At 72.1% G+C, this 25,579-nt stretch carries 25 protein-coding genes; 10 read left to right on the top strand and 15 right to left on the bottom strand.

The features are described from left to right. Positions 1-30 precede the first annotated feature (30 nt). A complete protein-coding gene (locus tag ACIP93_RS36145; protein WP_401766395.1) occupies positions 31-957 on the bottom strand; it encodes an NADP-dependent oxidoreductase in 927 nt (308 codons plus the stop codon). A gap of 125 nt (positions 958-1,082) precedes the next feature. On the opposite strand from ACIP93_RS36145, the gene ACIP93_RS36140 reads away from it, so the two are divergent. The 6 genes from ACIP93_RS36140 to ACIP93_RS36115 all read left to right on the top strand — a co-directional run bounded on the left by ACIP93_RS36140 (position 1,083) and on the right by ACIP93_RS36115 (position 4,723). Beyond that, a complete protein-coding gene (locus tag ACIP93_RS36140) occupies positions 1,083-1,568 on the top strand; it encodes a MarR family winged helix-turn-helix transcriptional regulator (protein ID WP_401766393.1) in 486 nt (161 codons plus the stop codon). A gap of 16 nt (positions 1,569-1,584) precedes the next feature. Then, positions 1,585-2,538 (top strand): dihydropteroate synthase, encoded by a 954-nt coding sequence (gene folP, locus ACIP93_RS36135; protein ID WP_345220206.1) that lies wholly within the window; start codon positions 1,585-1,587, stop codon positions 2,536-2,538. After that, the gene (locus ACIP93_RS36130; protein ID WP_345220207.1) at positions 2,535-2,978 is read left to right on the top strand and encodes a nuclear transport factor 2 family protein; all 444 of its coding nucleotides are present in this window, start codon (positions 2,535-2,537) and stop codon (positions 2,976-2,978) included. Before folP ends, ACIP93_RS36130 begins: the two co-directional genes overlap by 4 nt. A gap of 213 nt (positions 2,979-3,191) precedes the next feature. Next, positions 3,192-3,551 (top strand): dihydroneopterin aldolase, encoded by a 360-nt coding sequence (folB, locus tag ACIP93_RS36125; RefSeq protein WP_380837403.1) that lies wholly within the window; start codon positions 3,192-3,194, stop codon positions 3,549-3,551. Then, entirely contained in the window at positions 3,548-4,147 is a 600-nt protein-coding gene (folK, locus tag ACIP93_RS36120; protein WP_401766389.1) for a 2-amino-4-hydroxy-6-hydroxymethyldihydropteridine diphosphokinase, read from the top strand. The genes folB and folK overlap by 4 nt, the downstream gene beginning before the upstream one ends. A gap of 87 nt (positions 4,148-4,234) precedes the next feature. Then, on the top strand, positions 4,235-4,723 hold the full coding sequence (locus ACIP93_RS36115) for a DUF3180 domain-containing protein (RefSeq protein ID WP_401766386.1): 489 nt from the start codon (positions 4,235-4,237) through the stop codon (positions 4,721-4,723). Positions 4,724-4,744: 21 nt separating this feature from the next. Here ACIP93_RS36115 and ACIP93_RS36110 read toward each other — a convergent pair whose 3' ends face one another. The 7 genes from ACIP93_RS36110 to dacB all read right to left on the bottom strand — a co-directional run bounded on the left by ACIP93_RS36110 (position 4,745) and on the right by dacB (position 13,194). Continuing rightward, entirely contained in the window at positions 4,745-5,608 is an 864-nt protein-coding gene (locus ACIP93_RS36110) for a hypothetical protein (protein WP_401766383.1), read from the bottom strand. 188 nt (positions 5,609-5,796) lie between these two features. Beyond that, entirely contained in the window at positions 5,797-6,402 is a 606-nt protein-coding gene (folE, locus tag ACIP93_RS36105) for a GTP cyclohydrolase I FolE (protein WP_345226284.1), read from the bottom strand. Between the two features lie 119 nt (positions 6,403-6,521). Further along, positions 6,522-8,555 (bottom strand): ATP-dependent zinc metalloprotease FtsH, encoded by a 2,034-nt coding sequence (gene ftsH / locus ACIP93_RS36100; protein ID WP_345220212.1) that lies wholly within the window; start codon positions 8,553-8,555, stop codon positions 6,522-6,524. Positions 8,556-8,763: 208 nt separating this feature from the next. After that, positions 8,764-9,324, bottom strand: a complete 561-nt coding sequence (gene hpt, locus ACIP93_RS36095) for a hypoxanthine phosphoribosyltransferase (protein WP_189826931.1) — start codon at positions 9,322-9,324, stop codon at positions 8,764-8,766. A 29-nt stretch (positions 9,325-9,353) separates the two neighbouring features. Next, positions 9,354-10,373, bottom strand: coding sequence for a tRNA lysidine(34) synthetase TilS (tilS, locus tag ACIP93_RS36090; protein ID WP_345220213.1), 1,020 nt, complete (start codon positions 10,371-10,373; stop codon positions 9,354-9,356). Between the two features lie 187 nt (positions 10,374-10,560). Then, on the bottom strand, positions 10,561-11,700 hold the full coding sequence (locus ACIP93_RS36085) for a zinc-dependent metalloprotease (protein WP_345220214.1): 1,140 nt from the start codon (positions 11,698-11,700) through the stop codon (positions 10,561-10,563). Between the two features lie 87 nt (positions 11,701-11,787). After that, complete coding sequence (dacB, locus tag ACIP93_RS36080) at positions 11,788-13,194, bottom strand: D-alanyl-D-alanine carboxypeptidase/D-alanyl-D-alanine-endopeptidase (protein WP_401766378.1); 1,407 nt, start codon at positions 13,192-13,194, stop codon at positions 11,788-11,790. A gap of 180 nt (positions 13,195-13,374) precedes the next feature. Here dacB and ACIP93_RS36075 point away from each other — a divergent pair, with 180 nt between their 5' ends. Both ACIP93_RS36075 and ACIP93_RS36070 read left to right on the top strand, forming a co-directional pair. Further along, the gene (locus tag ACIP93_RS36075) at positions 13,375-13,869 is read left to right on the top strand and encodes an inorganic diphosphatase (protein WP_185034151.1); all 495 of its coding nucleotides are present in this window, start codon (positions 13,375-13,377) and stop codon (positions 13,867-13,869) included. 308 nt (positions 13,870-14,177) lie between these two features. Beyond that, positions 14,178-16,112, top strand: coding sequence for a threonine/serine exporter ThrE family protein (locus tag ACIP93_RS36070; protein WP_401766465.1), 1,935 nt, complete (start codon positions 14,178-14,180; stop codon positions 16,110-16,112). A 68-nt stretch (positions 16,113-16,180) separates the two neighbouring features. Here the strand turns inward: ACIP93_RS36070 and ACIP93_RS36065 are convergent, their stop codons facing one another. From ACIP93_RS36065 to ACIP93_RS36045, 5 genes are all read right to left on the bottom strand, one after another. Further along, a complete protein-coding gene (locus ACIP93_RS36065; protein WP_401766375.1) occupies positions 16,181-17,137 on the bottom strand; it encodes a VTT domain-containing protein in 957 nt (318 codons plus the stop codon). Between the two features lie 187 nt (positions 17,138-17,324). Next, positions 17,325-18,083 (bottom strand): MerR family transcriptional regulator, encoded by a 759-nt coding sequence (locus ACIP93_RS36060; protein WP_345220217.1) that lies wholly within the window; start codon positions 18,081-18,083, stop codon positions 17,325-17,327. A gap of 131 nt (positions 18,084-18,214) precedes the next feature. Next, positions 18,215-18,739, bottom strand: coding sequence for a DinB family protein (locus ACIP93_RS36055; protein WP_345220219.1), 525 nt, complete (start codon positions 18,737-18,739; stop codon positions 18,215-18,217). Between the two features lie 121 nt (positions 18,740-18,860). Beyond that, a complete protein-coding gene (locus tag ACIP93_RS36050) occupies positions 18,861-20,318 on the bottom strand; it encodes an aldehyde dehydrogenase family protein (protein ID WP_345220221.1) in 1,458 nt (485 codons plus the stop codon). A 154-nt stretch (positions 20,319-20,472) separates the two neighbouring features. Continuing rightward, positions 20,473-21,336, bottom strand: a complete 864-nt coding sequence (locus tag ACIP93_RS36045; protein ID WP_345220224.1) for a helix-turn-helix transcriptional regulator — start codon at positions 21,334-21,336, stop codon at positions 20,473-20,475. A 351-nt stretch (positions 21,337-21,687) separates the two neighbouring features. Between ACIP93_RS36045 and ACIP93_RS36040 the strand changes: the two genes are divergently transcribed. Continuing rightward, complete coding sequence (locus ACIP93_RS36040; RefSeq protein ID WP_345220227.1) at positions 21,688-22,179, top strand: ATP-binding protein; 492 nt, start codon at positions 21,688-21,690, stop codon at positions 22,177-22,179. Positions 22,180-22,306: 127 nt separating this feature from the next. Here the strand turns inward: ACIP93_RS36040 and ACIP93_RS36035 are convergent, their stop codons facing one another. After that, on the bottom strand, positions 22,307-22,546 hold the full coding sequence (locus ACIP93_RS36035) for a DUF397 domain-containing protein (RefSeq protein ID WP_189826919.1): 240 nt from the start codon (positions 22,544-22,546) through the stop codon (positions 22,307-22,309). A gap of 248 nt (positions 22,547-22,794) precedes the next feature. Here ACIP93_RS36035 and ACIP93_RS36030 point away from each other — a divergent pair, with 248 nt between their 5' ends. Next, entirely contained in the window at positions 22,795-23,331 is a 537-nt protein-coding gene (locus ACIP93_RS36030; protein ID WP_401766371.1) for a hypothetical protein, read from the top strand. An 18-nt stretch (positions 23,332-23,349) separates the two neighbouring features. On the opposite strand, the gene ACIP93_RS36025 is transcribed toward ACIP93_RS36030, so the two are convergent. Continuing rightward, positions 23,350-25,566 carry an FUSC family protein gene (locus ACIP93_RS36025; protein ID WP_401766368.1) on the bottom strand — a complete coding sequence of 739 codons (2,217 nt, stop codon included), beginning with the start codon at positions 25,564-25,566 and terminating at the stop codon, positions 23,350-23,352. Positions 25,567-25,579: the final 13 nt, after the last annotated feature.

The following is a 25,579-nucleotide window of genomic DNA, read 5'->3' as shown; positions in this document are numbered from 1 at the left end:
CGCGTCCGCCCCGCCCGGCCCGGAAAAGCCCTACGCCACCCGGATCGCGATCTTGCCCCGGGTGTGCCCGCCCATGCTCTCCCGGAAGGCGTCCGCCGCCTTCTCCAGCGGGTACACCGACGCCACCTCGACCTTGAGCTCGCCCCGCTCCACGAGCGCCCCGAGCTCGGTCAGGTCCGCCGTGTCCGGTCGTACGAACACGTACGAGCCGCCCAGGCCGGTCACCGCGCCGTCCGCGACGGACGCAAGCCGCCCGCCCGGGGCCAGCAGCGACGGCGAGACCTGGAGCGCGTCCCCGCCCACCAGGTCGAGCACCGCGTCCACGCCGTCGGGCGCGATCTCCCGTACGCGCCCCTCCAGGCCGTCGCCGTACGTCACCGGCTTCGCGCCGAGCGAGCGCAGGTAGTCGTGGTTGCGCTCGCTCGCGGTGCCGATGACCTCGGCCCCGAGCGCCCGCGCGATCTGCACCGCGAGCGAGCCGACCCCGCCGGCCGCCGCGTGCACCAGCACCGTCTCGCCCGCCCGCACCTCCAGGCTCTTCACGAGCGCCTGGTACGCCGTGAGCCCCGCCAGCGGCAGCCCGGCCGCCTCCTCGAAGCCCACGTTCGCCGGCTTGCGGGCCAGCGTCCGCACGGGAGCCGCCACGTACTCGGCGAAGGTGCCCCGGCCGACCAGGTCCTCGCGCACGTACCCGACGACCTCGTCGCCCGGCGCGTACTCGGTCACGGCCGCCCCGGCCTTCTCCACGACGCCCGCCACGTCCCAGCCGGGCACCACGGGGAAGACCGCGTCCAGCGCCGGGTCCAGATAGCCGCCGAGGATCTTCCAGTCGACCGGGTTGACCGAGGCCGCCTTCACCTTGACCAGCACGGAGTCCGGACCCAGCTTGGGCTCGGGCCGCTCGACGTACTCCAGGACGTCGGGGCTGCCGTAGGAGCTGTACGTAATGGCCTTCATCGAAATTCTCCAAACTCCGGTGTCGCGAACATCCAGAACCTCAATACTTGACTATCTCAAGCACTTCGTTCGACCGTAAGCCTCAATCATTGAGATGGTCAAGTTTCCCGGCGTACACTTGTCCCATGCCAGCCAACCCGCCGCACCCCGCCCCCGCATCCCAGGACGGCACCGCCGCGCCCACCAAGGCCGAGCTCGTCGACCGGCTGGCCGGGGCCTTCGGTCTCTACTACGGCGACTTCACCCTCGCCGCCGCCACCGAGGGGCTCACCCCCAGCCAGGCCAAGACCCTCAGCGTGCTGCGCTTCTCGCCTGCCCCGATGCGCGCCCTCGCCACCCTGCTGGCCTGTGACGCCTCCAACATCACCGGCATCGTGGACCGGCTGGAGAAGCGCGAGCTGGTGCGCCGCGAACCCAGCCCCACCGACCGCCGGGTGAAGAACGTCGTCCTGACCGTCGCGGGCGAAGTCACCGTCGACGCCATCCGGGCCCGGATGCACACCACCCTGGACGCGCTGGACACCCTGGACGACACGGAGCGCACCGCCCTCCACGCGCTCCTGGGGCGGGTCTTCCCGGACGGCCGGGGCGGTCCGGAGTGCACCCGCTGACGCCTACGCTGGGCGTATGAGTACGTTGCGCACGCGGTCCGCCGATGAACTGCCGGAACGGTTCCCCGAGGGCTCGCCGAAGGGGCTCCCCCCGTGGGACCGCTGCGCCGTCATGGGAGTCGTCAACGTCACGCCGGACTCCTTCTCCGACGGCGGCCGCTGGTTCGACACCGCCGCGGCCGTCAAGCGCGGCCTCGCACTGGTCGCGGAGGGCGCCGACCTGGTCGACGTGGGCGGCGAGTCCACCCGTCCCGGCGCCAGCCGCGTGGACGCGGACGAGGAGCTCAAGCGGGTCGTGCCCGTGGTGCGCGGCCTGGTCTCCGAAGGCGTCGCCGTCTCCGTCGACACCATGCGCGCCACCGTCGCCGAGCAGGCCGTGGCCGCCGGCGCGGTGCTCGTCAACGACGTCAGCGGCGGCCTCGCCGACCCCGCCATGGTCCCCGCCGTCGCCGCCACCGGCGCACCCTTCGTGGTCATGCACTGGCGCGGCTTCAGCGAGAACATGAACAGCCTCGCGGTGTACGACGACGTGGTCGCCGAAGTCCTCGCGGAACTGCGCACCCGGGTGGACGCCGTCGTCGCGGGCGGCATCGACCCGGCGCGCGTCGTCGTGGACCCCGGCCTCGGCTTCGCCAAGCGGGCCGAGCACGACCTCGCCCTCCTCGCCCACCTCGGCGACCTGCGGGCGCTCGGCCTCCCCCTCCTGGTCGCCGCCTCCCGCAAGCGCTTCCTCGGCCACGTCCTGGCCGGCGAGGGCGCCGCCCCGCCGCCCGCCCGGGAGCGCGACGCCGCCACCGCCGCCGTCTCCGCGATCGCCGCGCACGAGGGCGCCTGGGCGGTCCGGGTGCATGAGGTGCGGGCCACCGCCGACGCGGTCCGGGTCGCACGCGCCGTCGCCGGCGCGCGCCGGCCCCGTACGGCGCCTGCGGCGGCGGCCTCCACGACGACACCCGCCGCGGGCCCCCGGTGACGCCCCGGGGCACCGACGTCGAACAGGTCGAGCTGGCCAACACGGCGTTCTACGAATGTCTGGAGCGCGGCGACTTCGACGAGCTGTCCGCGCTCTGGCTGGACGACGAGATCTCCTGCGTGCACCCCGGCTGGCCGGTGCTCTCGGGACGCGGCGAAGTGCTGCGCTCGTACGCGCTGATCATGGCGCACACGGACTACATCCAGTTCTTCCTCACCGACGTGAAGGTCTCCGTGATGGGCGACACCGCCCTGGTGACCTGCACCGAGAACATCCTCAGCGGCGGCCCCGCCGACGAGGAGAGCGGCGAGCTGGGCCCGCTGGTCGGCCAGCTCGTCGTCGCCACCAACGCCTTCCGGCGCACCCCCGACGGCTGGCGGCTGTGGGCGCACCACGGCTCTCCCGTGCTGGCCGACGCCGACGGGGACGACGACGACTGAGGCTCCGCCGCCGCGCCCCGGGTCAGCGCTCTCCCTTCGATTCCTCCTCCTGAGGGACGGTGAATCCCCACAGCGTGTGGGCAGGGACACCGCAGAACCCGAGACCCGCGGGCGGGGGCTGTCAGTGCCCGCAGGTAGATTCGGTCCTCAGGTGATGTGCCGTCCGCATGCGGCACGGACCCCCGACGACTACGAACAGCAGGAGTGATTCGCGTGGATCGTGTCGCGCTGCGCGGCCTCAAGGCCCGTGGGCACCACGGCGTGTTCCCCAAGGAACGCGAAGAGGGCCAGACCTTCATTGTGGACCTCGTCCTCGGCCTGGACACCCGTCCCGCCGCGGCCGACGACGACCTGACGAAGACCGTCCACTACGGCGTGGTCGCCGAAGAGGTCGTCGAGGTCGTCCGGGGCGAGCCGGTCAACCTGATCGAGACGCTCGCCGAGCGGATCGCCCAGCAGTGCCTCAAGCACGACGGAGTCCAGGAGATCGAGGTGACGGTGCACAAGCCCGACGCCCCGATCACCGTCCCCTTCGACGACGTGACCATCACCATCACCCGGAGCCGTGTATGAAGCCCATGCAGAGCGACCCCACCGTCCAGCCGGTCCCCGCTTCGGTCACGGACCAGGTCGACGGCGCCGACATCACCCTCTCCAACCCCCACTGGGCCGTGATCGGCCTCGGCTCCAACCTCGGCAACCGCCTGGAGACCCTCCAGGGCGCGGTGGACCTCCTGGAGGACACCCCCGGCGTCCGCGTCAAGGCGGTCTCCCCGGTGTACGAGACCGAGCCGTGGGGCGTGGCGGCCGACTCCCAGCCGTCCTACTTCAACGCGGTCGCCCTGGTGCGGACGACGCTCCCGCCGGCCTCCCTCCTGGAGCGCGGGCAGGCCATCGAGGAGTCCTTCGCCCGGGTCCGCGAGGAGCGCTGGGGGCCGCGCACGATCGACGTCGACATCCTGTCGTACGCCAACGTGGTCTCCGACGACCCCGCCCTCACCCTCCCCCACCCGCGCGCCCACGAGCGCGGCTTCGTCCTCGCCCCCTGGCACGACGTGGACCCCCAGGCGCAGGTCCCGGGCCGCGGCCCGGTCGCCGACCTGCTCGCCGCCGTCTCCACCGAAGGCGTGCAGGCCCGCGCCGACCTGGAACTCCGGCTGCCCGAATAAGCGTTGACGCCGTACGACACTGGTGTCGTCACCCGTGCCCGCACGGACACCGGTGACGCCCACCGACACGACGGAAAGCGGAGCTTCGTGAAGCAACTACGGCTCGGAGTGCTGGTCGGCCTGTTCGCCGCGGCCGGGGTGCTGTCCTGGGCGGGCGCCCGCCTGTGGTCCTCGGTCGACACCCTGCCCGGCGTGCCGGTCGCGGCGCCGGTCGTGCTGGCCCTGATCGCCGCCGTACTGCTGGCGACGGCCCTCTCGATGCGCTCCCGGCTGCGCGCCCAGCGCGAGCGCCGGCCCGGCGCCAAGGGCGTCGACCCGATGATGGCCGCCCGCGCGGTGGTCTTCGGCCAGGCCAGCGCCCTGGTCGCCGCCCTCGTCGCCGGTCTGTACGGCGGCGTGGGCGTCCACCTGCTCACCGAGGCCCTCGACCTCCCCGCCCGCCGCGACCAGGCCCTCTACGCGGGCTTCTCGGTCCTGGCGGGCGCGGCGGTGGTCGCCGCCGCCTTCTTCCTGGAACGCATCCTGCGCCTCCCGGACGACGACGAAGGAGCCCCGGCGGCACCCGCCGCTCCGTGAGTGCGCCCGGCCCGCGCAGGATCACCAGGGTTCACGGCTCAGATGCCCGTTGATCAGAAACGTCGGGCAGGGGTCGAGCCGCCACCGGTAGAAGACCCACGGCTTGGTTCCGCCCGGCCGGAACCTCACTTCCCGGACCTGGAGCCACTGGCGCTCCTGCAACTCCAAGGAATGTTCTTCGGGCCGGAAGGCACGGCGCGCGCACCAGTTGTCGGTCACGACGAGCCGTGAGGCCAGCCCCGGGGGGCGCGCCGTGAATCTCGCCCCGATGATCTCCGCGAGTTCGGTCAGGAAGGGCACATTGGCGCTGACGACCAGCCGTGCGGGCCATCGCTTGATCCGGTAGCCGTCGCCGTCGACATAACCGTCCAAAAAGCCCTCGAAAGTCTCTCTGTCCCGCAGCACCACACGGGGAAATCGTTGACGCATGTGATGGGCATCGCCACCTGTGTACTGCCGGAAGAGATCAGCAAGGTACGAGGACACGACGCGGACCCGGAAGCCCGCGACATCCCTCCTCAGGTACCCCGACGGCCGTGTGCAGGGCTCCAGCCGTGCGGGCAGCCCCGTCGCCTCGGTCAGGCTCCGGGCGTACCGGGAGGCGAATGCCTCGTCATTGACCACCAGTGACACATAGTTGCTGCCGACGGTGCCATCGGCACACGTCGCCCCAACCAGGTAGCCGAGCGCACGACCCGGGCGGATCGACAGCCGGCGCCGACAGAGCTTGCGGGCGGGGGTCCAGGCGAGCACCGTGTCCGCGGCGTCTGCGGCATGCGTCCACCCGTCCGGTGTGCCCAGCAGCGTCTCGGGCGCGACGGTGAACGTCGCGTGGTCGGTGTTCACGTCCACCGCCTCACGCGCTTTGGCGGCCGCCGCCTCCATGACGGTCGTCTGTACGCTCCGGACTCCGTCGAGAGTCCACAGTCGCGTGCCCGGTACCACGTCACAGGCGCGCAGGCGCCCGGCCACCCCGTTCAGGGTCTGCTTGCTCGGAAGTCCGTACACCACCGCGGTCCACCCCTCAGCATTCCTGCGGAAGTGGACCGTATCGGCGGGCACTGACAGTCGGGCTAGCGCGCCATTATCAGGCTCATGGCCTCGGCCCGCGTGGTGGAGTCCCTGAGCTGTCCGCGCACGGCGGACGTGAGCGTCTTGGCCCCGGGCTTGCGGATCCCCCTGACCGACATGCACATGTGCTCCGCCTCGATCACGACGATCGCGCCACGTGCTTCGAGGATGCGCATCAGCGAGTCGGCGACCTGCGTCGTCAACCGCTCCTGGACCTGCGGGCGGCGCGCGAAGACCTCGACGAGGCGGGCGAGCTTGGACAACCCCGTGATCTTTCCGCTCTCCGCCGGGATGTAGCCGATGTGGGCGACTCCGTGGAAGGGAAGCAGGTGATGCTCGCACATACTGACGATTGCGATGTCCTTCACCAGGACCATCTCGTCGTGTCCGAGGTCGAAGGTGGTCGTCAGGACGTCCTCCGGCTTCTGCCGCAGTCCCGCGAGCAGTTCCCGGTACGCCCGCGCCACCCGTCCCGGCGTCGCCCGCAGGCCCTCGCGGTCGGGGTCCTCGCCGACGGCGATGAGGAGTTCGCGCACGGCGTTCTCGGCGCGCTTCTCGTCGAACTCGCCGATGGTGGCCTCGCCGTCCAGCGTCACCGGGTCGGTCATCAGTGCCTCGTTCCTGTGGTTCACCTGGGCGCGCATATGAAAATGCCGCGACCCCCAGGCTAGAACCTGGGGGTCGCGGCATCCATTCCGGGCCGGTGTGACACCGGCGACGGAACCGGCTAGCCGTTCTCCGGGCGGTCCTCCGGGACGGGCTCCGCCGCGGGGGCGTCCTTGGTCACCGAGGTGATCGAGGGCGTCGTGCCGTTGGCCGCGCCGTTGGTGAGGGCCAGCTCCTTGGGCGAGAGCACCGGCGGGCGGGTGGAGGGCGTACGGCGGGACGAGCCGGTCCACGCGGGGCGGGCCGGGCGCTTCACGATCGGCCGGAAGATCTCGGCGATCTGCTCCTTGTTCAGCGTCTCCTTCTCCAGGAGGGCCAGGACCAGGTTGTCGAGGACGTCGCGGTTCTCGACCAGGATCTCCCACGCCTCGTTGTGCGCGGTCTCGATGAGCTTCTTGACCTCTTCGTCGACGAGCGCGGCGACCTCTTCCGAGTAGTCGCGCTGGTGCGTCATGTCCCGGCCCAGGAAGGGCTCGGTGTTGTCGCCGCCGAACTTGATCGCGCCGAGACGCTCGGTCATGCCGTACTGGGTGACCATCGAGCGGGCCGTGCCGGTGGCCTTCTCGATGTCGTTCGCGGCGCCGGTGGTCGGGTCGTGGAAGACCAGTTCCTCGGCGGCGCGGCCGCCCAGCATGTACGCGAGCTGGTCGAGCATCTCGTTGCGGGTGGTCGAGTACTTGTCCTCGTCCGGGAGCACCATGGTGTAACCCAGGGCCCGGCCGCGGGACAGGATCGTGATCTTGTGGACCGGGTCCGAGTTCGGCAGCGCCGCCGCGACCAGGGCGTGTCCGCCCTCGTGGTACGCGGTGATCTTCTTTTCCTTGTCGGACATGATCCGGGTCCGCTTCTGCGGGCCCGCCACGACGCGGTCGATGGCCTCGTCGAGCATGTGGTTGTCGATGAGCTTCTGGTTGCTGCGCGCGGTGAGCAGCGCCGCTTCGTTCAGCACGTTCGACAGGTCCGCGCCCGTGAAGCCGGGCGTACGGCGGGCGACCGCGCCCAGGTCCACATCCGGGGCGACCGGCTTGCCCTTCTGGTGGACCTTGAGGATCTCCAGCCGGCCCTGCATGTCCGGGCGGTCGACCGCGATCTGCCGGTCGAAGCGGCCCGGGCGCAGCAGCGCCGGGTCGAGGATGTCCGGCCGGTTGGTGGCGGCGATCAGGATGACGCCGCCCTTCACGTCGAAGCCGTCCATCTCGACGAGCAGCTGGTTGAGCGTCTGCTCGCGCTCGTCGTGGCCGCCGCCCATGCCGGCGCCGCGGTGGCGGCCGACGGCGTCGATCTCGTCGACGAAGACGATCGCCGGGGCGTTCGCCTTGGCCTGCTCGAAGAGGTCACGGACGCGCGAGGCGCCGACACCCACGAACATCTCGACGAAGTCGGAGCCCGAGATGGAGTAGAAGGGGACCCCCGCCTCGCCCGCGACGGCGCGCGCCAGCAGGGTCTTTCCGGTGCCGGGCGGGCCGTACAGCAGGACGCCCTTGGGGATCTTGGCGCCGACGGCCTGGAACTTCGCCGGCTCCTGGAGGAACTCCTTGATCTCGTGGAGCTCCTCGACCGCCTCGTCGGACCCGGCCACGTCGGCGAAGGTCGTCTTGGGGGTGTCCTTGGTGATGAGCTTCGCCTTGGACTTCCCGAACTGCATGACCCGGGAGCCGCCGCCCTGCATCTGGTTCATCAGGAACAGGAAGACGACGACGATCAGGACGAAGGGCAGCAGGGAGAGCAGGATGCCGACGAAGGCGTTCTGCTTGGTCGGGGTGACGGTGTAGCCCTTTTCGAGCTTGCCGGCCTCGAACTTCTGGTCGAGCTTGGCGGTGAGCTTGGAGCCCTGGTCCCCGATGTAGCTCGCCTGGATCTTGGTGCTGTCGTCGACCTTCTGGCCGTCCTTCAGCTCCAGCTTGATGATCTGTTCGTCACCAGTGGTCAGTTTGACCTGACGGGCCTGGTCCTTGTCGATCGCCTGGATGACCTTGCCGGTGTCGACCGTCTTGTAGCCGCCAGACGAGCCGACGACCTGCATCAGCACGACCACGGCGAGGACGGCCAGCACGATCCACATGACCGGCCCACGGAAGTATCGCTTCACGTCCATCCATACGGGGCGAACTGCGCCCCGTCCCTCCTGCCCGTAGGTAAATGCCGCTGAATAAAAGACTGTTCTTCGGACGGTACCCCAGCATTGTCACCCGCGACCGCAGGGGACGGCTGACAAAGCTGCCTTCCCCTGCTCCAACGGCGGGAATTGCGTGAGGGTTCCCCGATATGGCCCCGAGGTGTCCGTCGGGACCGGACGGAGGGCCTCAGCCCCCGTAGACGTGCGGCGCGAGGGTGCCGACGAAGGGGAGATTGCGGTACTTCTCCGCGTAATCCAGGCCGTATCCGACGACGAACTCATTCGGAATGTCGAAACCGACCCACTTCACGTCGATCGCGACCTTCGCGGCCTCCGGCTTGCGCAGCAGCGTGCACACGTTGAGGGAGGCCGGCTCGCGCGAGCCGAGGTTCGACAGCAGCCACGACAGCGTCAGGCCGGAGTCGATGATGTCCTCGACGATCAGGACGTGCTTGCCCTTGATGTCGGTGTCCAGGTCCTTGAGGATCCGGACCACGCCGGAGGACTGGGTGCCCGCGCCGTAGGACGACACCGCCATCCAGTCCATGGTGAGCGGGGTGGACAGCGCACGCGCGAGGTCCGCCATCACCATCACGGCGCCCTTGAGGACGCCGACGATGAGCAGGTCCTTGCCCGCGTACTCCGCATCGACCTGCGCGGCCAGCTCGGCCAGCTTCGCGTCGATCTCTTCCTTGGTGATGAGCACCGACTTGAGGTCGGTGCCCATGTCGTTCGCGTCCACCCGCATCACTTTCGTAGAACTTCGGCCCTGCCGAATCAGCCCTGCCGAATGACCAGTCTGCCACCCTGCCGCTGGGCCTCGACCCGGCCGGGGAGGTTGATGACCCCCTGCCCGCGCCATCCGGTGATCAGCCGGTCCACCTCCTCGATGTGCCGGGCGAAGAGGGAGCCGGCGGGCGAGCCCACCTCGATGACCGCTTTGCGCAGGACCCTGCGGCGCACCGCGGGCGGCAGCGCGTAGAGCTTGGCGCACTCCAGGCGGCCGGTGTCGTCGCGGACGGAACGGTCCGCCTCGGCGGCCCAGTGGTCGAGGGCGTCCGCGTCGTCGCGGGAGAGCTGGGCCGTCCGGGCGAGGGCTTCGACGACGCCCTTGCCGAGGGCCTTCTCCAGGGCCGGGAGGCCTTCCTGGCGCAGCCGGGAGCGGGTGTAGGCGGGGTCGGCGTTGTGCGGGTCGTCCCAGACGGGCAGGGACTGGACCATGCAGGCCTTGCGGGCGGTCTGCCGGTCGAGCTGGAGGAAGGGGCGGCGGTAGCGCCCGGCCGCCCCCGAGACGGCCGCCATTCCGGACAGGGACCGGGTGCCGGAGCCGCGGGCGAGGCCGAGCAGGACGGTCTCGGCCTGGTCGTCGCGGGTGTGGCCGAGGAGGACCGCGGCCGCGCCGTGCCGCTGGGCGGCGCCGTCGAGGGCGGCGTAGCGGGCGTCGCGGGCGGCTGCCTCCGGGCCGCCGGCCCGTCCGACGGTCACCGAGACGGACTCGGCGGGGGCCAGGCCCAGCGCGGTCATGCGGGTGACCACCTCGTTGGCCCGGGTGCCGGAGCCCGCCTGGAGGTTGTGGTCGACGGTGACCCCGCCCGCGCGGACGCCCAGCCTGGGCGCCTCGAAGGCGAGGGCGGAGGCGAGCGCCATGGAGTCGGCGCCGCCCGAGCAGGCCACGAGCACGAGCGGCGGGGCCGCCTGCGCGTGCGGGGCGTGGTGTGCCCGGTGGTCGGTGAGTACGTCGTGGAGTACGCGGCGGACCGCCAGGCGTATCGCCGCGACCGCAGGATGGGGACCCATGTCCGGTGCCCTTCGGTGGAGTTGGGGTGCCTCGGGAGGAGGAGGCCGCTGTCACTGAGAGTGCGTAGATGGTGACAGAAACGAGCGGTTACCCGAGCATTGCACGCCTACCCAGCGCTTACGGTCCCTCGGATGGGTGATTTAGGGGGCGTTTCCCTTACCGTTCCTGCCGTCGCGCACACCGGTTTCACGCTTCTCCCTTACGGTGCACCCGCGCGACCCAGTCCGCCGGTTTGGCGATCTCGGCCTTGGTCGGGAGGGTGTTCGGGGAGGTCCAGACCCGGTTGAAGCCGTCCATGCCGACCTCCTCGACGACGGCGCGGACAAACCTTTCGCCGTCGCGGTACTGGCGCAGCTTGGCGTCCATGCCGAGCAGCCGGCGCAGCGCGAGGTCGAGCCGGGAGGCCCCCTTGGCGCGGCGCTGCTGGAACTTCTCGCGGATCTCGGCGACGGAGGGCACGACCTGCGGGCCGACGCCGTCCATGACGTAGTCCGCGTGCCCTTCGAGCAGCGACATCACGGCGGTCAGGCGTCCGAGGATCTCGCGCTGGGCCGGGCTCTGCACCAGTTCCACCAGGCTGCGGCCGCCCTCGTCCTCGTCGCCGTCCGCACGGCCGCCGGAGAAGGACTGCACGGCTTCGCGCACCCGCTCCAGGAGCGTCATCGGGTCGACGTCGGTCTCGCTCAGGAAGGCCTGGATCTCGCCCTCCAGGTGGTCGCGCAGCCAGGGGACGGCGGTGAACTGGGTGCGGTGGGTCTCCTCGTGCAGGCACACCCAGAGGCGGAAGTCGTGCGGGTCGACCTCCAGCTCGCGCTCCACGTGGACGATGTTCGGGGCGACGAGCAGCAGGCGTCCGCCGCCGTTCTCGCCGGAGGGCAGGTCGCGGGAGGCGGGCGCGAAGGTCTCGTACTGGCCGAGCACCCGCGAGGACAGGAACGACAGCAGCATCCCCACCTCGACGCCGGTCACCTTGCCGCCGACCGCGCCGAGAACGACGCCGCCGGGGCCGGAGCCGCGGCGCTCCTCCATCTTCTTCAGGAGCGGCTTGAGCAGCTCCCGGAAGCCCGCGACGTTGGCCTTCACCCAGCCGGCGCGGTCCACGACGAGGACGGGGGTGTCCTCGGGCTCGTGCCCCTCGGGGATCATCCGGGTGAAGGCGCGCACGTGTTCCTCGGAGGCCTTCGCGTGCCGTCGCAGCTCCGCGACGACGGCGCGCGCCTCCTCCCGGCTGATGTCCGGGCCGGGCCGCACGAATCGGGTCGCGGTCGCGACCGCGAGCTTCCAGTCGACCATCCCTGCAGAGGCTGCACCACCGAGGCTCGTCATGCGTCAACCGTACGTTGTCGAGTGGTGCGCCGGGAGTTGATGCGGGCGGCCGCCGAAACGGAGGCCCGGGGTCCGGCCGCCGGGGGGTTACGGGGCCTCGGTCAGCGCGGAGGCCAGGGCGTCGAGGGCCCGCTGCGCGGCGGCGGGGTCGGCGGTGCCGCCCGCGAGGAAGGCGAAGGCGACCAGGCGGCCGTCCGGGGTGACGGCGGTGCCGGCGAGGGTGTTCACCCCGGACAGCGTGCCCGTCTTGGCCCGCACCGGGCCGGGCCCGGCCGCGCCCGCGTACCGGGTGCTCAGCGTGCCGCTGAAGCCGGCGACCGGCAGGCCGGTGAGGACCGGGCGCAGCTCGGGGCGGGCGGGGTCGGCCGCCCGGGCCAGCAGGGCGGTCAGCAGCCTTGCGGACACCTTGTCGTTGCGGTCGAGGCCGCTGCCGTCGGCGAAGTGCGCCCCGGTCAGCAGGCCGTCGGCCGGGAGGTCCAGGGTGGCGAGGCGGTCGCGGACGGCCTTGCCGGCCCCCGCGAAGGACGCCTCCGCGCCGGCCGCGAGCGCGGTCTGCCGGGCGAGGGCCTCGGCGAGGTCGTTGTCGCTGTGCGTGAGGGTGCGCTCGACCAGCGCGGACAGCGGCGCGGAGAGCACCTTGGCGACGGGCTCGGCGTCCTTCGGGGCCGTGCCGGAGACCGGTTCCCCGGTCACTTCGACGCCCGCTTCGCGCAGCTCGTCGGCGAAGGCGCGGGCCGCGTCGCCCGCCGGGTCGGGCGTCCGGTCGCCGACGCCGCTGCTGGAGCCGTCGGTGCGGCCCTCGTTCACCATCAGCGGGGTGACCCGGGCGAGGTTCTCGTTGCCCCGGCCGATGGGGTGGACGTCGGGCCCCGCGTACAGGCTCGTGTCGTACGCGACGGAGACCGTCCGGGCCCCCCGGTCGCGCAGGGCGCGGGCCGTGTCCGCGGCGAGGGCGCGCAGGCCGTCCTCGGAGAGGGTGGGGTCGCCGCCGCCCTTGAGGACGGCCCTGGCGCCGTCGGGCGGGGCGAGCACCGTGGTGGCGATGCGGTGGTCGGGGCCGAGGGCGGACAGGGCGGCGACGGCCGTGGCGATCTTCACCGTGGAGGCGGGGGTCAGCACGGTCCGCTCCCCGCTGCCGTACAGCTCCCTGCCCGTGGCGGCGTCGACGACGGAGGCGGACCGCACGGACCCCAGGGCCCTGTCGGCGAGGAGCGGTTCGAGCACCCGCGCGAGCTGTCCGGACCGCCCGCCCGCGCCGGCGCCGAGCGCGCTGAGGACGCGGCCCGCGCTGGGCGCGGGGGACGGTTCGGCGGGGTCGGGGCGGGCGGGCACGTGATGTGCGCCACCCGTGCGGTCCCGGGCGGCCGCCAGGTCCCGCTCGGCCTTACGCTGACCGGAGTCCCAGGGGCCCGCCACGCTCACGGCACCGGCCGCCAGCGCCAGTCCGGCGACGGCGGAGCCCGCCGTGAGCTGCCAGGTCTTGAGCTTGGGCACTGCGGACCAGCCCCTTTCGCGATCACAGGTCTGCGTGAGGGACACTTAACCACTGCGTCTTGCGCGAGCACGGCACCCCGCGGGGCACTTCCGACCCATTCGGCCGGGGCTCCGGGGGTCGGTTTCCTCCGGGGGGACGCAGATTCCCAGAAGACTGTGTTGATCATGGAGGAGCCACCCGTGGAGTTCGACGTCACCATCGAGATTCCGAAGGGTTCGCGGAACAAGTACGAGGTGGACCACGAGACCGGCCGGATCCGCCTGGACCGTCGGCTCTTCACCTCGACCAGCTACCCCGCGGACTACGGCTTCGTCGAGAACACCCTCGGCGAGGACGGTGACCCGCTGGACGCGCTGGTCATCCTGGACGAGCCCACGTTCCCGGGCTGCGTCATCAAGTGCCGCGCCATCGGCATGTTCCGCATGACGGACGAGGCCGGCGGCGACGACAAGCTGCTGTGCGTCCCGGCGTCGGACCCGCGCGTGGAGCACCTGCGCGACATCCACCACGTGTCGGAGTTCGACCGCCTGGAGATCCAGCACTTCTTCGAGGTCTACAAGGACCTGGAGCCGGGCAAGTCGGTCGAGGGCGCGGACTGGGTCGGCCGCACCGAGGCCGAGGCCGAGATCGAGGCCTCGTACAAGCGCCTTGAGGCGCAGGGCGGAGCGCACTGAACTGCGCACCCGCGTTAGGTGAGTCCCGGGCGGCGGGCGGTTCCCTCTGGTGAGGGGGCCGCCCGTCTGCTTGTGCGGGGCCCTCTCGCAGGGGGTTCTCCGTGCGTGGCGTGCGGGGCCGGAGGGTGCAGCGGTGCGGGTGCGGGGGTAGGGGCGTCGCGGTGGGCCCGCGGCGGAACGGGCCCTGCCCTGCCCGGCGGCATCGGGTCGAACATGGACATACTGGGCAGGCGGGACAGTCGGAGCCCGGAGTGGTGAGAGCGAGGCGAGTGGTGGCGGAGGCGCAGGGCGGCAAGGGCGGACCCCGGGTGGAGCAGCCCGAAGAGGCCGAGGACCGCAAGCCGCAGTCGGACGAGGCGCGGAGCGCGTTCACGCCGCCGTCCGGTGTCGGGGCGGCCCGCGGGGCCGGTTCCGCGTCGAGGAAGTCCGCCGCGCCCAGAACCGCCCCCGCGGCGTCCGCCACGGCTCCGGCGGACGCGGTGCCGCGCGGCGCGCGCAACCCGTCCAGCACCACGTCCGGAACAGGCGCCACCCAGGCCGTTCCGGTGGTGACGCCGGACGAGGACCAGTCGGTGACCTCGGAGTTCGCGCTGCCGCAGGGCCTGAAGGCCGCTCCGCCCGCCGAGGAGGACCAGCCGACCTCGGAGTTCCAGCTTCCGCAGGGGCTGACGTCCGAGGCGCCGCCCGTGCAGGAGGGTTCCGCCTTCGGCGTGCCCCGGACGGCGGCCCAGAAGCGGACCGCGAGCGGGTTCGAGACCGCGAGGACCTACAGCGCCCGGCACTCTCCCCCGGCGTTCACGCCCGCGCACGGAATACCCGTGGTCAAGCTGACCAAGGAGGCCCCCTGGCAGGACCGGATGCGCACGCTGCTGCGGATGCCGGTGGGCGACCGCCCGGTGCCGGACAGCGTGCAGCGGCACGGGGACGACGAGGACTCCGGTCCCGCCGTCCCCCGGGTGCTCGACCTGACGCTGCGCATCGGCGAGCTGCTGCTCGCGGGCGGCGAGGGGGCCGAGGACGTCGAGGCGGCCATGTTCGCGGTGTGCCGGGCCTACGGGCTCGACCGCTGCGAGCCGAACGTCACCTTCACGCTCCTGTCCATCTCGTACCAGCCCTCCCTGATCGACGACCCGGTCACGGCGAGCCGCACGGTGCGCCGTCGCGGCACCGACTACACCCGCCTGGCGGGCGTCTACCGGCTGATCGCGGACATCACGGCCGAGGACACCGACGTCACGCTGGAGGAGGCGTACCGCCGCCTGGCGGAGATCCGGCGCAACCGGCACCCGTACCCGGGCTGGGCGCTGACCGCGGCCAGCGGACTGCTCGCGGGGTCCGCCTCCGTCCTCGTCGGCGGTGGGGTGCTGGTGTTCATCGCCGCGGCGATCGGGGCGGTCCTGGGCGACCGGCTGGCCTGGCTGTGCGCGGGGCGCGGGCTGCCGGAGTTCTACCAGTTCGTGGCGGCGGCGATGCCGCCGGCGGCGATGGGGGTGGGGCTGGCCTTCGTGCCCGAGAGCGTGGTGAGCGGAATCCTTCCCTCCGCCGTCATCACCGGTGGCCTCTTCGCGCTGCTCCCGGGGCGGGCGCTGGTGGCCGGGGTGCAGGACGGCCTGACGGGCTACTACATCACCGCCTCCGCGCGCCTGCTCGAAGTCATGTACTTCTTCATCGCGATCGTGCTGGGCGTGCTGATCGTGCTGTACGCGGGGGCCGGGCTGAACCCGAACCTGCACCCCGACGCGACGATGCACGTGCAGTCCCGCCCGGTGATCCAGACACTCGCCTCGATCGTCCTGTGCTTCGCCTTCGCGATCCTGCTCCAGCAGGAGCGGAACACGGTGATCATGGTGGCGCTGAACGGCGGGGTGGCCTGGGTCGTCTTCGGCGCGATGAACACCACGGGACACATCTCGGCGGTCGCGGCGACGGCGGTGGCGGCCGGGCTCGTCGGCCTCTTCGGCCAGCTCTTCTCGCGCTACCAGTACGCGTCGGCGCTGCCGTACGTCACCGCGGCGATCGGACCGCTGCTGCCGGGCTCGGCGACGTACTACGGCCTGCTGGGCATCGCGCAGGGCGAGCTGAACGTGGGGCTGGGCTCGCTGTCGAAGGCGGCGGCGATCGCCCTGGCCATCGCGATCGGCGTGAACCTGGGAGGCGAGATCTCCCGGCTCTTCCTGCGGATGCCGGGCGCGGGCCGCGACGGCGGCACCCGCCGCGCGGCGAAGCGCACGCGCGGCTTCTAGCTCCGGGTGCGCCGAAGGGGCGTCCGGGACCGTGCGGTCGCGGACGCCCCTTCGGCGTCGGTACGGGGTCAGCGCTTGGCGTGGCGGCCGCGCGGGGGCGGGTTGTTCGGGGGGTTCTGGGGACGCAGGATCTGCGTGGCCTGGTCCTGGTCGCCGCCGTACGGGGGCGCGTCGCCGCCGTGCGGGGCGTTGGCGCCGTGCGGGGCGTTGGCGCCGTGCGGGGCGTTGGCGCCGTAAGGGGCTTCGGTGCCGTACGAGGCGGGCCGGGCGCCCGGGTACGCCTGCGCGGACGGGGCGGCCGGGGCTCCGGTGCCGTACGGGGCAGCCGGGGCGCCCGGGTACTGCGAGGCGGCCGGGTGGTCCGGGGCGCCCTCGGCGGCGGGGGCCTGCGCCGGCGGGTTCTTCTTCGACTGGCGGCGGGCCTTCAGCACCTCGACCACGATCGGCACCACCGAGATCAGCACGATGCCGACCAGGATGACCTCGATGTTCTTGTGCACGAACTCCACGTTGCCGAGCGCCGCGCCCAGCAGCGTCACCCCGGCTCCCCACAGCACGCCGCCGATGATGTTGTACGTGATGAACACGCGGTAGTTCATCCGGCTGACGCCGACGATGATCGGCGTGAACGTCCGCACGATCGGCACGAACCGGGCCAGGATCAGCGCCTTCGGCCCGTGCTTCTCGAAGAACTCATGGGCCTTCTGTACGTTCTCCTGCTTGAAGATCTTGGAGTCCGGCCGCCGGAACAGGGCCGGGCCGACCTTCCGGCCGAAGAGGTAGCCGACCTGGTCGCCGAGGATCGCCGCCAGCACGATCAGCGTGCACAGCAGCCACAGCGGCATGTCCAGCTTGCCGGTGGTGACCAGCAGGCCCGCCGTGAAGAGCAGCGAGTCGCCGGGCAGGAAGAAACCGATCAGCAGACCCGACTCTGCGAAGACGATGGCCAGCAGGCCCCAGGGCCCGAAGGTGTTGAGCAGAAAGTCCGGGTCCAGCCAGCTCGGTCCGAGCGCAAGCGTATTCACGGGTTCCGGACTCCTGGGGGGGATGGGATGCGGGGGCTGGGCAAAAGTATCAACGCACGCGGGCACTTCCGGGTTCCCCCGGCCCCCCCGGGGTGCGCTCCGCCCTGCCCGGGAGGGCGGAGCGCCCAGGATCAGTGGACGGCGGACCCGGCGAGGGGCAGGCCCCCAGGAGCCCGCCCCCGGCGCCTCACAGGTGCCGGACCGCGTTCGCCAGCATCGCGTCGCGCAGGTAGACGGCCAGTCCGGGCCTGATCGCCTCGTAGGTGGCCGTGAACCTCGCGTCGGCGACGTACATCTCCCCGAGGTTCGTGTGCATCTCGTGTCCGCACTCGTACTGACTGCCGGAGATGAACCGGCGGTGTTCCTCGGCGACGTCCATCGCCCGCTCGTCGTCGGCCGGCACGCCGTCGGCGAGCAGGCCGGCCATCTTCCGGTGGATCGCGTCGAACTCCTCGGTGAACCGCTTCCAGTCCTCCTTGGTGTAGGCGGCGGTGCGCCGCTGCGACTCGCGCCAGGCGTCCGTGCCGCCCCAGCGGCGCTCGGCCTCCTCCGCGTACGCGTCGGGATCGAAGTCGCCGAAGACCTCGAACTTCTCCTCGGGCGTGAGATTGATGCCCATCTTCCGTGCCTCCATGGCCTTTTCGACGGCGGCGGCCATCTCCTGGAGCCTCTCGATCCGGTCCGCCAGCAACGCGTGCTGGCGCCGCAGGTGTTCCCGCGGATCGGTCGCCGGGTCGTCCAGCAGTGCCGCCACCCGGTCGAGAGGGAAGCCGAGCTCCCGGTAGAACAGGATCTGCTGCAACCGGTCGAGGTCGCCGTCGCTGTAGCGGCGGTGCCCGGCGCGGTTGCGCTCGCTCGGCGAGAGCAGTCCGATCGCGTCGTAGTGGTGCAAGGTGCGCACGGTCACGCCGGCGGTCTCGGCGACCTTCCCCACGGAATGGCTCATGACTGCCCGCTGCCCTCTCTGCGGTGGGTTTCCTTCGGTACGCCCCAGCCTGCTTCCTCACGTCGCGTGAGGTGCAAGCCCGGGGCGGCCGGGGCGCGGGCTGCGTACCGGATGCCGGGTGCCGGGTGCCGCTATTCGCCGAGCTCGTAGGAGTTCTTGCCGTCCAGGGACTCCCGGATGACGTCCGCGTGGCCCGCGTGGCGGCCCATCTCGGTGATCAGGCGCAGCAGCATCCAGCGCACCGTCACGTCCTCCTTGGGGAACCAGGGGGCGTCGGGCAGCGGGAAGGTGGCGTCGAGGTCGGCGGCGCGGGCGAACTCCTCGCCCTTGCGGGCCACCTCGGCCCACGCGGCGAGCTGGGAGGCGACCGTCTCGCCCTTCTCGGGCACCAGCCGGAAGCTCTCGCTCCAGTCGGCCTCGGCGCGGTGGGCGGACGGGATGTCGCAGCCCGCCATGGCGAGCCAGTTCTGCTCGGCCTCGGTGACGTGCTTGAGGATGCCGGACAGGGACAGCTCGCTGGCGCTGGGGGTGGTGGCGGCCTCCTCGTCGGAGAGGCCGCGCAGGGCGTTGCGGATGCCCGCGCGCTGCTCCTCCAGGAAGGCGAGGAGGGTGGAGACCTCGTCGGTGCAGTTCTCGGCGCTGACGTGCAGGACCATGGCGGGCCGCCCTTCGGGGAGTGCGCTGACGCTGTGCGGAACGTGCGGCGCGTGCGGTGTTCGCGGTACGAGGACCAGGTTAGGCAGGCTTGCGGACAGCTGCGGTCCGCGACTCCGGGGGTCAGAAGGGGAACTTCGAGCGGCCGTGCTGCACCGAGATCCACTTCTGGGTGGTGAAGACGTCCACGGTCGACTCGCCGTTCATGCGTCCGATGCCGGAGGCCTTCTCGCCGCCGAAGGCGACCAGGGGGTCGTCCTGGATGGTGGAGTCGTTGATGTGCATCATCCCGGTCTCGATCCGCTGGGCGAAGCGCACGCCGCGCTCCACGTTGCGGGTCATCACCGCGCCGCTGAGGCCGTACGGGCTGTCGTTGGCCATGCGCACGGCCTCCTCCTCGCCGTCGAAGGCCAGCAGCAGGGCGACCGGGCCGAAGATCTCCTGCTCCAGGATCGGCGAGCCCTCCGGGAGGCCGGTGAGCACCGTGGGCTCGACGAGGTTGCCGCGCGTGGCGCCCCGTACGAGAGCGGTGGCGCCCGCGGCGAGCGCCTGGTCGACCACGCCGGTGAGGGCGTCGGCGTGGAAGGTGTTGATGACGGGGCCGAGCTGGGTGGCGGGGTCGGCCGGGTCGCCGGTGCGCAGCGCGCGCACCCGGGCGACGAACTTCTCGGTGAACTCCCGCTCCACGCTCCGGTCCACCAGGATCCGGTTGGCCGCCATGCAGACCTGGCCCTGGGAGACGAAGCGGCTGAAGACGGCCGCGTCGACCGCGTAGTCGAGGTCCGCGTCGTCCAGGACGACCAGGGCGCTGTTGCCGCTGAGGGAGAGGATCGTGCGCTTGAAGTGGGCGCCGGCGACGGCGGCCACGTGGCGGCCGGTGCGGTCGGAGCCGGTGAAGGAGATGACCTTCGGGACGGGGTGCTCCAGCAGCGCGTCGCCGATCTCCGCTATGTCGGTGATCAGCACGTTCAGCAGTCCCGCCGGCAGCCCCGCCTCCGCGAAGAGGTGCGCGACGAGCCCGCCGCCGACCACGGGGGTGTTCTGGTTCGGCTTGACGACGACGGCGTTGCCCAGCGCCAGCGCCGGCGCCGCGGCCTTGACGCCGGTGAGGAAGGGGAAGTTGAAGGGGCTGATGACCCCGACGACGCCGACCGGGAGCCGGTGGACGCGGTTCTCCTTGCCGGGGACCGGGGAGGCGAGGATGCGCCCCTCGGGGAGGGTGGCCAGCTGGGTCGCCTCGCGCAGGAACTCCTTCGCCAGGCGCACCTCGAAGCGGGCCTTCACCAGGGTGCCGCCGACCTCCTCGGTGATGGCGGCGGCGATCTCGTCCTCGCGCTGTTCCACCAGGCGCAGCACCCGCTCGACGACGTCCCTGCGGTGGTACGCGCCCGCCCCGGCCCAGGCGCGCTGGGCGCGTTCGGCGGCCCGGTAGGCCTCGTCCACCTCGGCGACGGACGCGACGGTGATCGCGGCGAGCTTCTCCCCGTTGTACGGGTTGAAGTCGATGATGTCCCACGAGCCGCTGCCGGTCCGCCACGCGCCGTCGATGTACTGGTGGGCCAGGTCGGTGAAGAAGGACATGTGATCCCTTAGCTCTGCTTCCGCTCGCTCTGCGTCCGCTCCGCCGCGTCGCCGCTGAGTGCCGCCGCCCGGCGCGTGGTGCCACCGGTGCTGGTGTTCCCCGTCACCTTTGATGTTCCTGCGCGGGCAAAGGTTCCGTCAACGTACATCCGGATCAGAGCAGTTGGAGGAGTCCGCGCAGGACGTCCCGGGTGGCCGAGGGGCTCGGGCAGTCGCCCTGGAGGCGGTCCATGACGCGTTCGTACTGGGTGACCTCCTCGTGCTTGTCCAGGTAGAGCGCGCTGGTCAGCTGCTCCAGGTAGACGAGGTCGGAGAGGTCGGACTCGGGGAAGCGCAGCAGGGTGAAGGCGCCGCTCTCGCCCGCGTGGCCGCCGAAGTTGAACGGCATCACCTGGAGCGTGACGTTCTCCCGCTCGGAGATGTCGATGAGGTGCTGCAACTGCCCGCGCATCACGTCCCGGTCGCCGTACGGGCGGCGCAGGGCCGCTTCGTCCAGTACGGCGTGGAAGCGCGGGGAGCGCTCGGCGACCAGGACCTTCTGCCGGTCCAGGCGCAGCGCCACCCGGCGGTCCACCTCCGCGGCGGTCGCGTGCGGGATGCCGCGCGAGACGACCGCGTGGGCGTAGGCCTCGGTCTGGAGCAGGCCGTGGACGAACTGGACCTCGTACACGCGGATCAGGGACGCCGCCCCCTCCAGGCCGACGTACGTCTGGAACCAGCCGGGCAGGACGTCCCCGTAACTGTGCCACCAGCCCGCGAGGTTGGCCTCGCGGGCCAGCGCGAGCAGCGACTCGCGCTCGGCGCTGTCGCTCACGCCGTAGAGCGTGAGCAGGTCCTCTACGTCCCTGGCCTTGAAGCTCACCCGTCCCAACTCCATGCGGCTGATCTTCGATTCGGATGCGCGGATCGAGTAGCCGGCCGCCTCACGGGTGATGCCGCGCGATTCGCGCAGGCGCCTGAGCTGTGAGCCCAACAGGATGCGTCGGACCACCGATCCGCTCGACTCGCCTGCGGTCACCTCTCCGGCCCTCCCTCTCGGTCATCTGTGCGCGAGGCCCTCCCCCAAGGTCCCGAGAGGGCGAAGTCTGCCACCAAAACGCTTCAGCCTGTACGCGTTCGGTTACGGAGACGGCAGCGTCCGGAAAGTGGCCCGAGGAAGACCCGAGGAAGAAATGAGCAAGAAACGGCACTCTGTTGTCCAAGTCCGGCGCGTGCACGTGCATCTGCCCTTGCATCTGCTGTACGCATTCGGAACCATGGTCCGCGCGCACGTATGACCACCAGCGTTCGTCCCTCGCTTCCGTCTTTCGTGGACTCCGGCGTGCGGCCGCCGCTGTTCGCCGCGACCGCGATACCCGGGAGTGCCCGCATGGGGACGAATGGATCGACCATGCTCGTGCCGTTACGGCAGGGCCTTCCCCCCGTCGGCCCCGAGGACGTGTCCTCCTCGGCCTCGTGCGCGCTGCCGCCGCGGTTCGAAGCGGTGCGCGGGGCACGGAAGTTCACCCGCAGCACGCTGTGCCAGTGGGACCTGGAGAGCCGTTTCGACGACGTCGCCCTGGTCGTCTCGGAACTCGTCACCAACGCCCTGCGGCACGCCCTCCCGGCGGACACCCCGCGCGAGAACGAGCCTCCGGTGCGGCTGCACCTGATGCACTGGAACGGAAGACTGGTGTGCGCGGTGCGCGATCCCAGTCACCTGGGTCCGGCGGCGCGGGCGGGCGAGGACTTCTCCGCGGAGTCCGGGCGCGGGCTGTTCCTGGTGGACTCCTTCAGCGACAGCTGGGGCTGGCACCCGCTGGCGGGGACGCTGCACGGCAAGGTCGTGTGGGCGCTGTTCCTGCTGCGCGACGAGCGGTAGGGCGGGCTACCTCGCCGGGGGGCGGCGGCGGGGGCGCGAGGGGGACGGCCCTCGGCCCCGCTTCCGCGCGTGGCTCGGTTCCCTGTCGAGCGCGTGGCCCGGTTTCCTCTTCCTCCGACCGCGTGGCTCAGTTCCCTATGAGGTGGTCGAACTCGCCGTCCTTGATGCCCAGGAGCATGGCCTCTATCTCCGCGGGCGTGTAGACGAGCGCGGGCCCCTCGGGGTGGCGCGAATTGCGCACGGCAACGTTGCCACCGGGCAGTTTCGCGAACTCCACGCAGGTGCCCTGCGAGTTGCTGTGCCTGCTCTTCTGCCAGACCACCCCGTGAAGCTCTGTGGCCGCCATGCCGTTGTACGCGTGGTGCACAGGTCGCTCCCGGATGTGCTGATGTCAACTGCTGCCGAACTGTCAACTGACCCGGATCATAGCTTCGTTCATCTGCCGATGCATGGGCAGATGCACGTGCACGCGGGGTTGCCCCTTGACTACAGAACCGGTCGGCCTTATTGGCCTCCTTCCCGTGCGGACTCCTTCTCTAGACGCCCTGGTAGCTTGACGCGTTCCTTCCGGTGGCCGATTGGCCGCCGCACGAGCGCGCGTTGGGGGATGCCGGAGTGCACAGTCAGGTACGTACGGCCGCCGGGACGGCCGCTCTCGCAGCGGCGCTGCTGCTGACCGGTTGCAGCGGCGACAGCGGCAAGGACGACGGCCCGGACGGCCGGGGCGGTCCGCCGGGCAGCGCGCGGAGCAGCACGCCGAGCCCCGGCGCCGGTGACGGCGGCGGCGCGAGCACGCCGCCCGCGCGGGACACCGGGTCCGGGGCCGGGGCCGGTTCCGTGGACGGCGAATGGGCGGTCACCACGGGCGGCAAGATGGTCGCGCTGTCCATCCACGACGGGCTGGCGGGCATCGCGGGCGAGAACATCTGCACGGGAACGGTGTCCCGGCGGGGCGCCGTCACGCTCGACCTCTCCTGCGCCAACGGCCGGACCGACCGCGCCCGGGGCACGGTGACGCCCGGCGCCGACGGGAAGACCCTCACGGTGAAGTGGGAGGGCAGCGGTGTCACGGAGACCTTCACCAGGGCCCCGTCGAGCGCCCTGCCCTCGGGCGTCCCGACCGGGCCGCCCTCGGACCCGCCGAAGCCGTAGCCCCGGAGCGCCGCGGCCCTAGGCCGCCGTACGGGCCGTGCCTCCCTGGGGGCGCGGCCCTTCCGCGTCCAGGGCGTCGGTGAGCTCGTCCAGTGCCGCCAGGAGGAGGCCCGCCCCCTTGCGCACGAACCTGTCGTCGGCCGTGGCGTCCCCGGCGTCCCACGACTCCAGGGCCGCCCGGAAGGCCTCCCAGCGCGGGGCCCGCCGTTCGCGTACGGCACGGGCCGCCGCCTCGGTGTCGGCGCGCAGCGCCTGGGCGAGGGCGGCGGCGGCCGGCACCGGGCTGGTGTCGCGGGACGGGAGGTGGGCCTCCATCAGCATCGCCACCCGGGCGAGCTGGGCCAGCGCGTGCGGGGCGTCGTCGGCCGCCGCGCGGGACAGGCCCCGGTGGCGCACGGGCTCGTTGGCGGCCCGCTCCAGGGCGTCCTGCCAGGCGACCCGGGCCTCCCGGGTGGCCAGCAGCGCTTCCCGCACCGCGTCCCGGGGAGCGCCGGCGGGGTCGGCGTACCGCTGGAGGACGGCCGTCGCGTACCGCCCGTCGGCGACCAGCCAGCCGGCGAGCCGGGTGCGCAGGCGCGGGGTTTCCCAGGCCGGGTAGACGGCGTAGGCGAGCATGGCGAGGAGCCCGCCCGCGAGGGTGAGGACCACGCGCTCCGGGACGGTCTGGGTCCACTGGAGGCCGCCCATGCCGAGCAGGAAGACGACGTATCCGGAGACGCACACCTGCGTGACGGCGTACCCGGCGCGCAGCAGCAGGAACATCAGGAACGCGCACCCGACGGCGAGCGCGGCCGACAACCGGGTGTCCGGGTGCGTGAGTTGCAGCAGGCCCGTCGCGAGGCCGACGCCCAGCAGGGTGCCGCCGAAACGTGCGACCGCGCGGGAGTACGTCTGGGAGAAGTCGGGCCGCATCACCATGACGGCGGCCATGGGCGCCCAGTAGCCGTGCCCGAGCGGCAGGGAGGCGCCGACGGCGTACCCGATGGCGCTGACGACGGCGACGCGCACAGCGTGCCGGAACACCGGGGAGTCGCGGCGCAGTTCCGCGCGCATGGCGCGCAGGGCGACGGGGACGAGGCCGGGAACGGTGGGCCGCAGCAGGTGGTCGTGCGGGTCGGCACGGTTCTCCGGGACGCGGGCGACGCGGCGGGCGGCACTGCGCGCCAGACGGCGGGCCGTGCGGTAGGCGGTGTCGTCGGCGGAGTCCGCTTCACCGGCACCGCGGCCGGGGCGGGGGCTGTTGGTGGTGCCGCTGCCCTGGGCGGTCTCGATGACGTCCCGCAGCAGGCTGATGAGCCGGGACTCGGCACGCCTGGCGGGCCCGGTGAGCACCGCGCCCTCCTTGGGCACGGCGAGCACCGCGCGGGCGGCGGGCGACATGGCGACGGGCTCGCCGTGGCGCACCGCGCGGGCGGCGGCGTCCAGGGTGGATCCGGCGGCGGCCAGCAGCTCCCGTACCCGGGCGCGCTGCTCCCCCTCGGCGGGGACGCCGAGGGCGGGGTCGGCGAGGGAGGCGAGCACCGGCCGGATGCGTTCGGCCAGGCCCCGGGTGCCGTGCAGTTCGGCCGGGCGGCGGCGGGCCTGGCGCGGGGTGATCGCGGCGGCGCTGCGGGCGGTCATCAGGGGCTCGGGGTCGAACGGGGCGACGGGGTCGTGCCGCAGCCGGCGCGCGTAGTCGGCCTCGGCGGCGAGCGCGTCGGCGAGGGCGTCGCGCTGGGCGCCCCACCTGCGTACGGGGAAGAGCACGATGAGCACGGCCTGCACGAGTCCGCCCATCAGGATCATCGCGGCGTGTCCCGCCGCCGCGGCGACGGAGGTCGGCAGCGTCACGGTGACCAGCATGATCGCGACGTTCGAGCTGGCGATCATGCCCGCCGTGGGGCCGATCGCCCAGGCCAGCCCGGCCAGGAAGGTCCACACGGCCAGCAGGCTGATGAACAGCGCCGGATGAGCCCCGGTCAGGTATCCGACGAAGGTCGTGACGGCGAGGCTGGCGCCGGAGGCGAGCGCGAGCACGGGCCGGGTGCGCCAGGAGCGCTGGAAGGTGGCCAGGGCGGCCTGGAAGGCCCCGAAGGCGGAGCTGGCCGCGACGGCGGGCCCGAAGAAGTACAGGGCGGCCCCGACGACGAGGGCGAGCCCGGCGGCCGCCCGGACGGCGACCAGGGGGTCGAGGCGCTGCCGTTCGACGGTGAGTCCGGAGCGGGCGGTGTGCTTCAGGGCGTGGAGCCAGCTCATAATCACCGAGACT

It is taken from the genome of Streptomyces sp. NPDC088745 (assembly GCF_044751045.1).
In the GTDB taxonomy this organism is placed as follows: Bacteria; Actinomycetota; Actinomycetes; order Streptomycetales; family Streptomycetaceae; genus Streptomyces; species Streptomyces cremeus.
This window is presented reverse-complemented; position numbering and strand designations above follow the sequence as displayed.

Excerpts from the sequence above, each read along its gene's own strand:
- ACIP93_RS36145 (WP_401766395.1), bottom strand. The coding sequence starts at position 957 with ATGAAGGCCATTACGTACAGCTCCTACGGCAGCCCCGACGTCCTGGAG.
- ACIP93_RS36140 (WP_401766393.1), top strand. The coding sequence starts at position 1,083 with ATGCCAGCCAACCCGCCGCACCCCGCCCCCGCATCCCAGGACGGCACC.
- folP (WP_345220206.1), top strand. The coding sequence starts at position 1,585 with ATGAGTACGTTGCGCACGCGGTCCGCCGATGAACTGCCGGAACGGTTC.
- folK (WP_401766389.1), top strand. The coding sequence starts at position 3,548 with ATGAAGCCCATGCAGAGCGACCCCACCGTCCAGCCGGTCCCCGCTTCG.
- ACIP93_RS36110 (WP_401766383.1), bottom strand. The coding sequence starts at position 5,608 with ATGGAGGCGGCGGCCGCCAAAGCGCGTGAGGCGGTGGACGTGAACACC.
- folE (WP_345226284.1), bottom strand. The coding sequence starts at position 6,402 with ATGACCGACCCGGTGACGCTGGACGGCGAGGCCACCATCGGCGAGTTC.
- ftsH (WP_345220212.1), bottom strand. The coding sequence starts at position 8,555 with ATGGACGTGAAGCGATACTTCCGTGGGCCGGTCATGTGGATCGTGCTG.
- hpt (WP_189826931.1), bottom strand. The coding sequence starts at position 9,324 with ATGCGGGTGGACGCGAACGACATGGGCACCGACCTCAAGTCGGTGCTC.
- tilS (WP_345220213.1), bottom strand. The coding sequence starts at position 10,373 with ATGGGTCCCCATCCTGCGGTCGCGGCGATACGCCTGGCGGTCCGCCGC.
- ACIP93_RS36085 (WP_345220214.1), bottom strand. The coding sequence starts at position 11,700 with ATGACGAGCCTCGGTGGTGCAGCCTCTGCAGGGATGGTCGACTGGAAG.
- ACIP93_RS36060 (WP_345220217.1), bottom strand. The coding sequence starts at position 18,083 with ATGAGCCATTCCGTGGGGAAGGTCGCCGAGACCGCCGGCGTGACCGTG.
- ACIP93_RS36055 (WP_345220219.1), bottom strand. The coding sequence starts at position 18,739 with ATGGTCCTGCACGTCAGCGCCGAGAACTGCACCGACGAGGTCTCCACC.
- ACIP93_RS36050 (WP_345220221.1), bottom strand. The coding sequence starts at position 20,318 with ATGTCCTTCTTCACCGACCTGGCCCACCAGTACATCGACGGCGCGTGG.
- ACIP93_RS36040 (WP_345220227.1), top strand. The coding sequence starts at position 21,688 with ATGGGGACGAATGGATCGACCATGCTCGTGCCGTTACGGCAGGGCCTT.
- ACIP93_RS36025 (WP_401766368.1), bottom strand. The coding sequence starts at position 25,566 with ATGAGCTGGCTCCACGCCCTGAAGCACACCGCCCGCTCCGGACTCACC.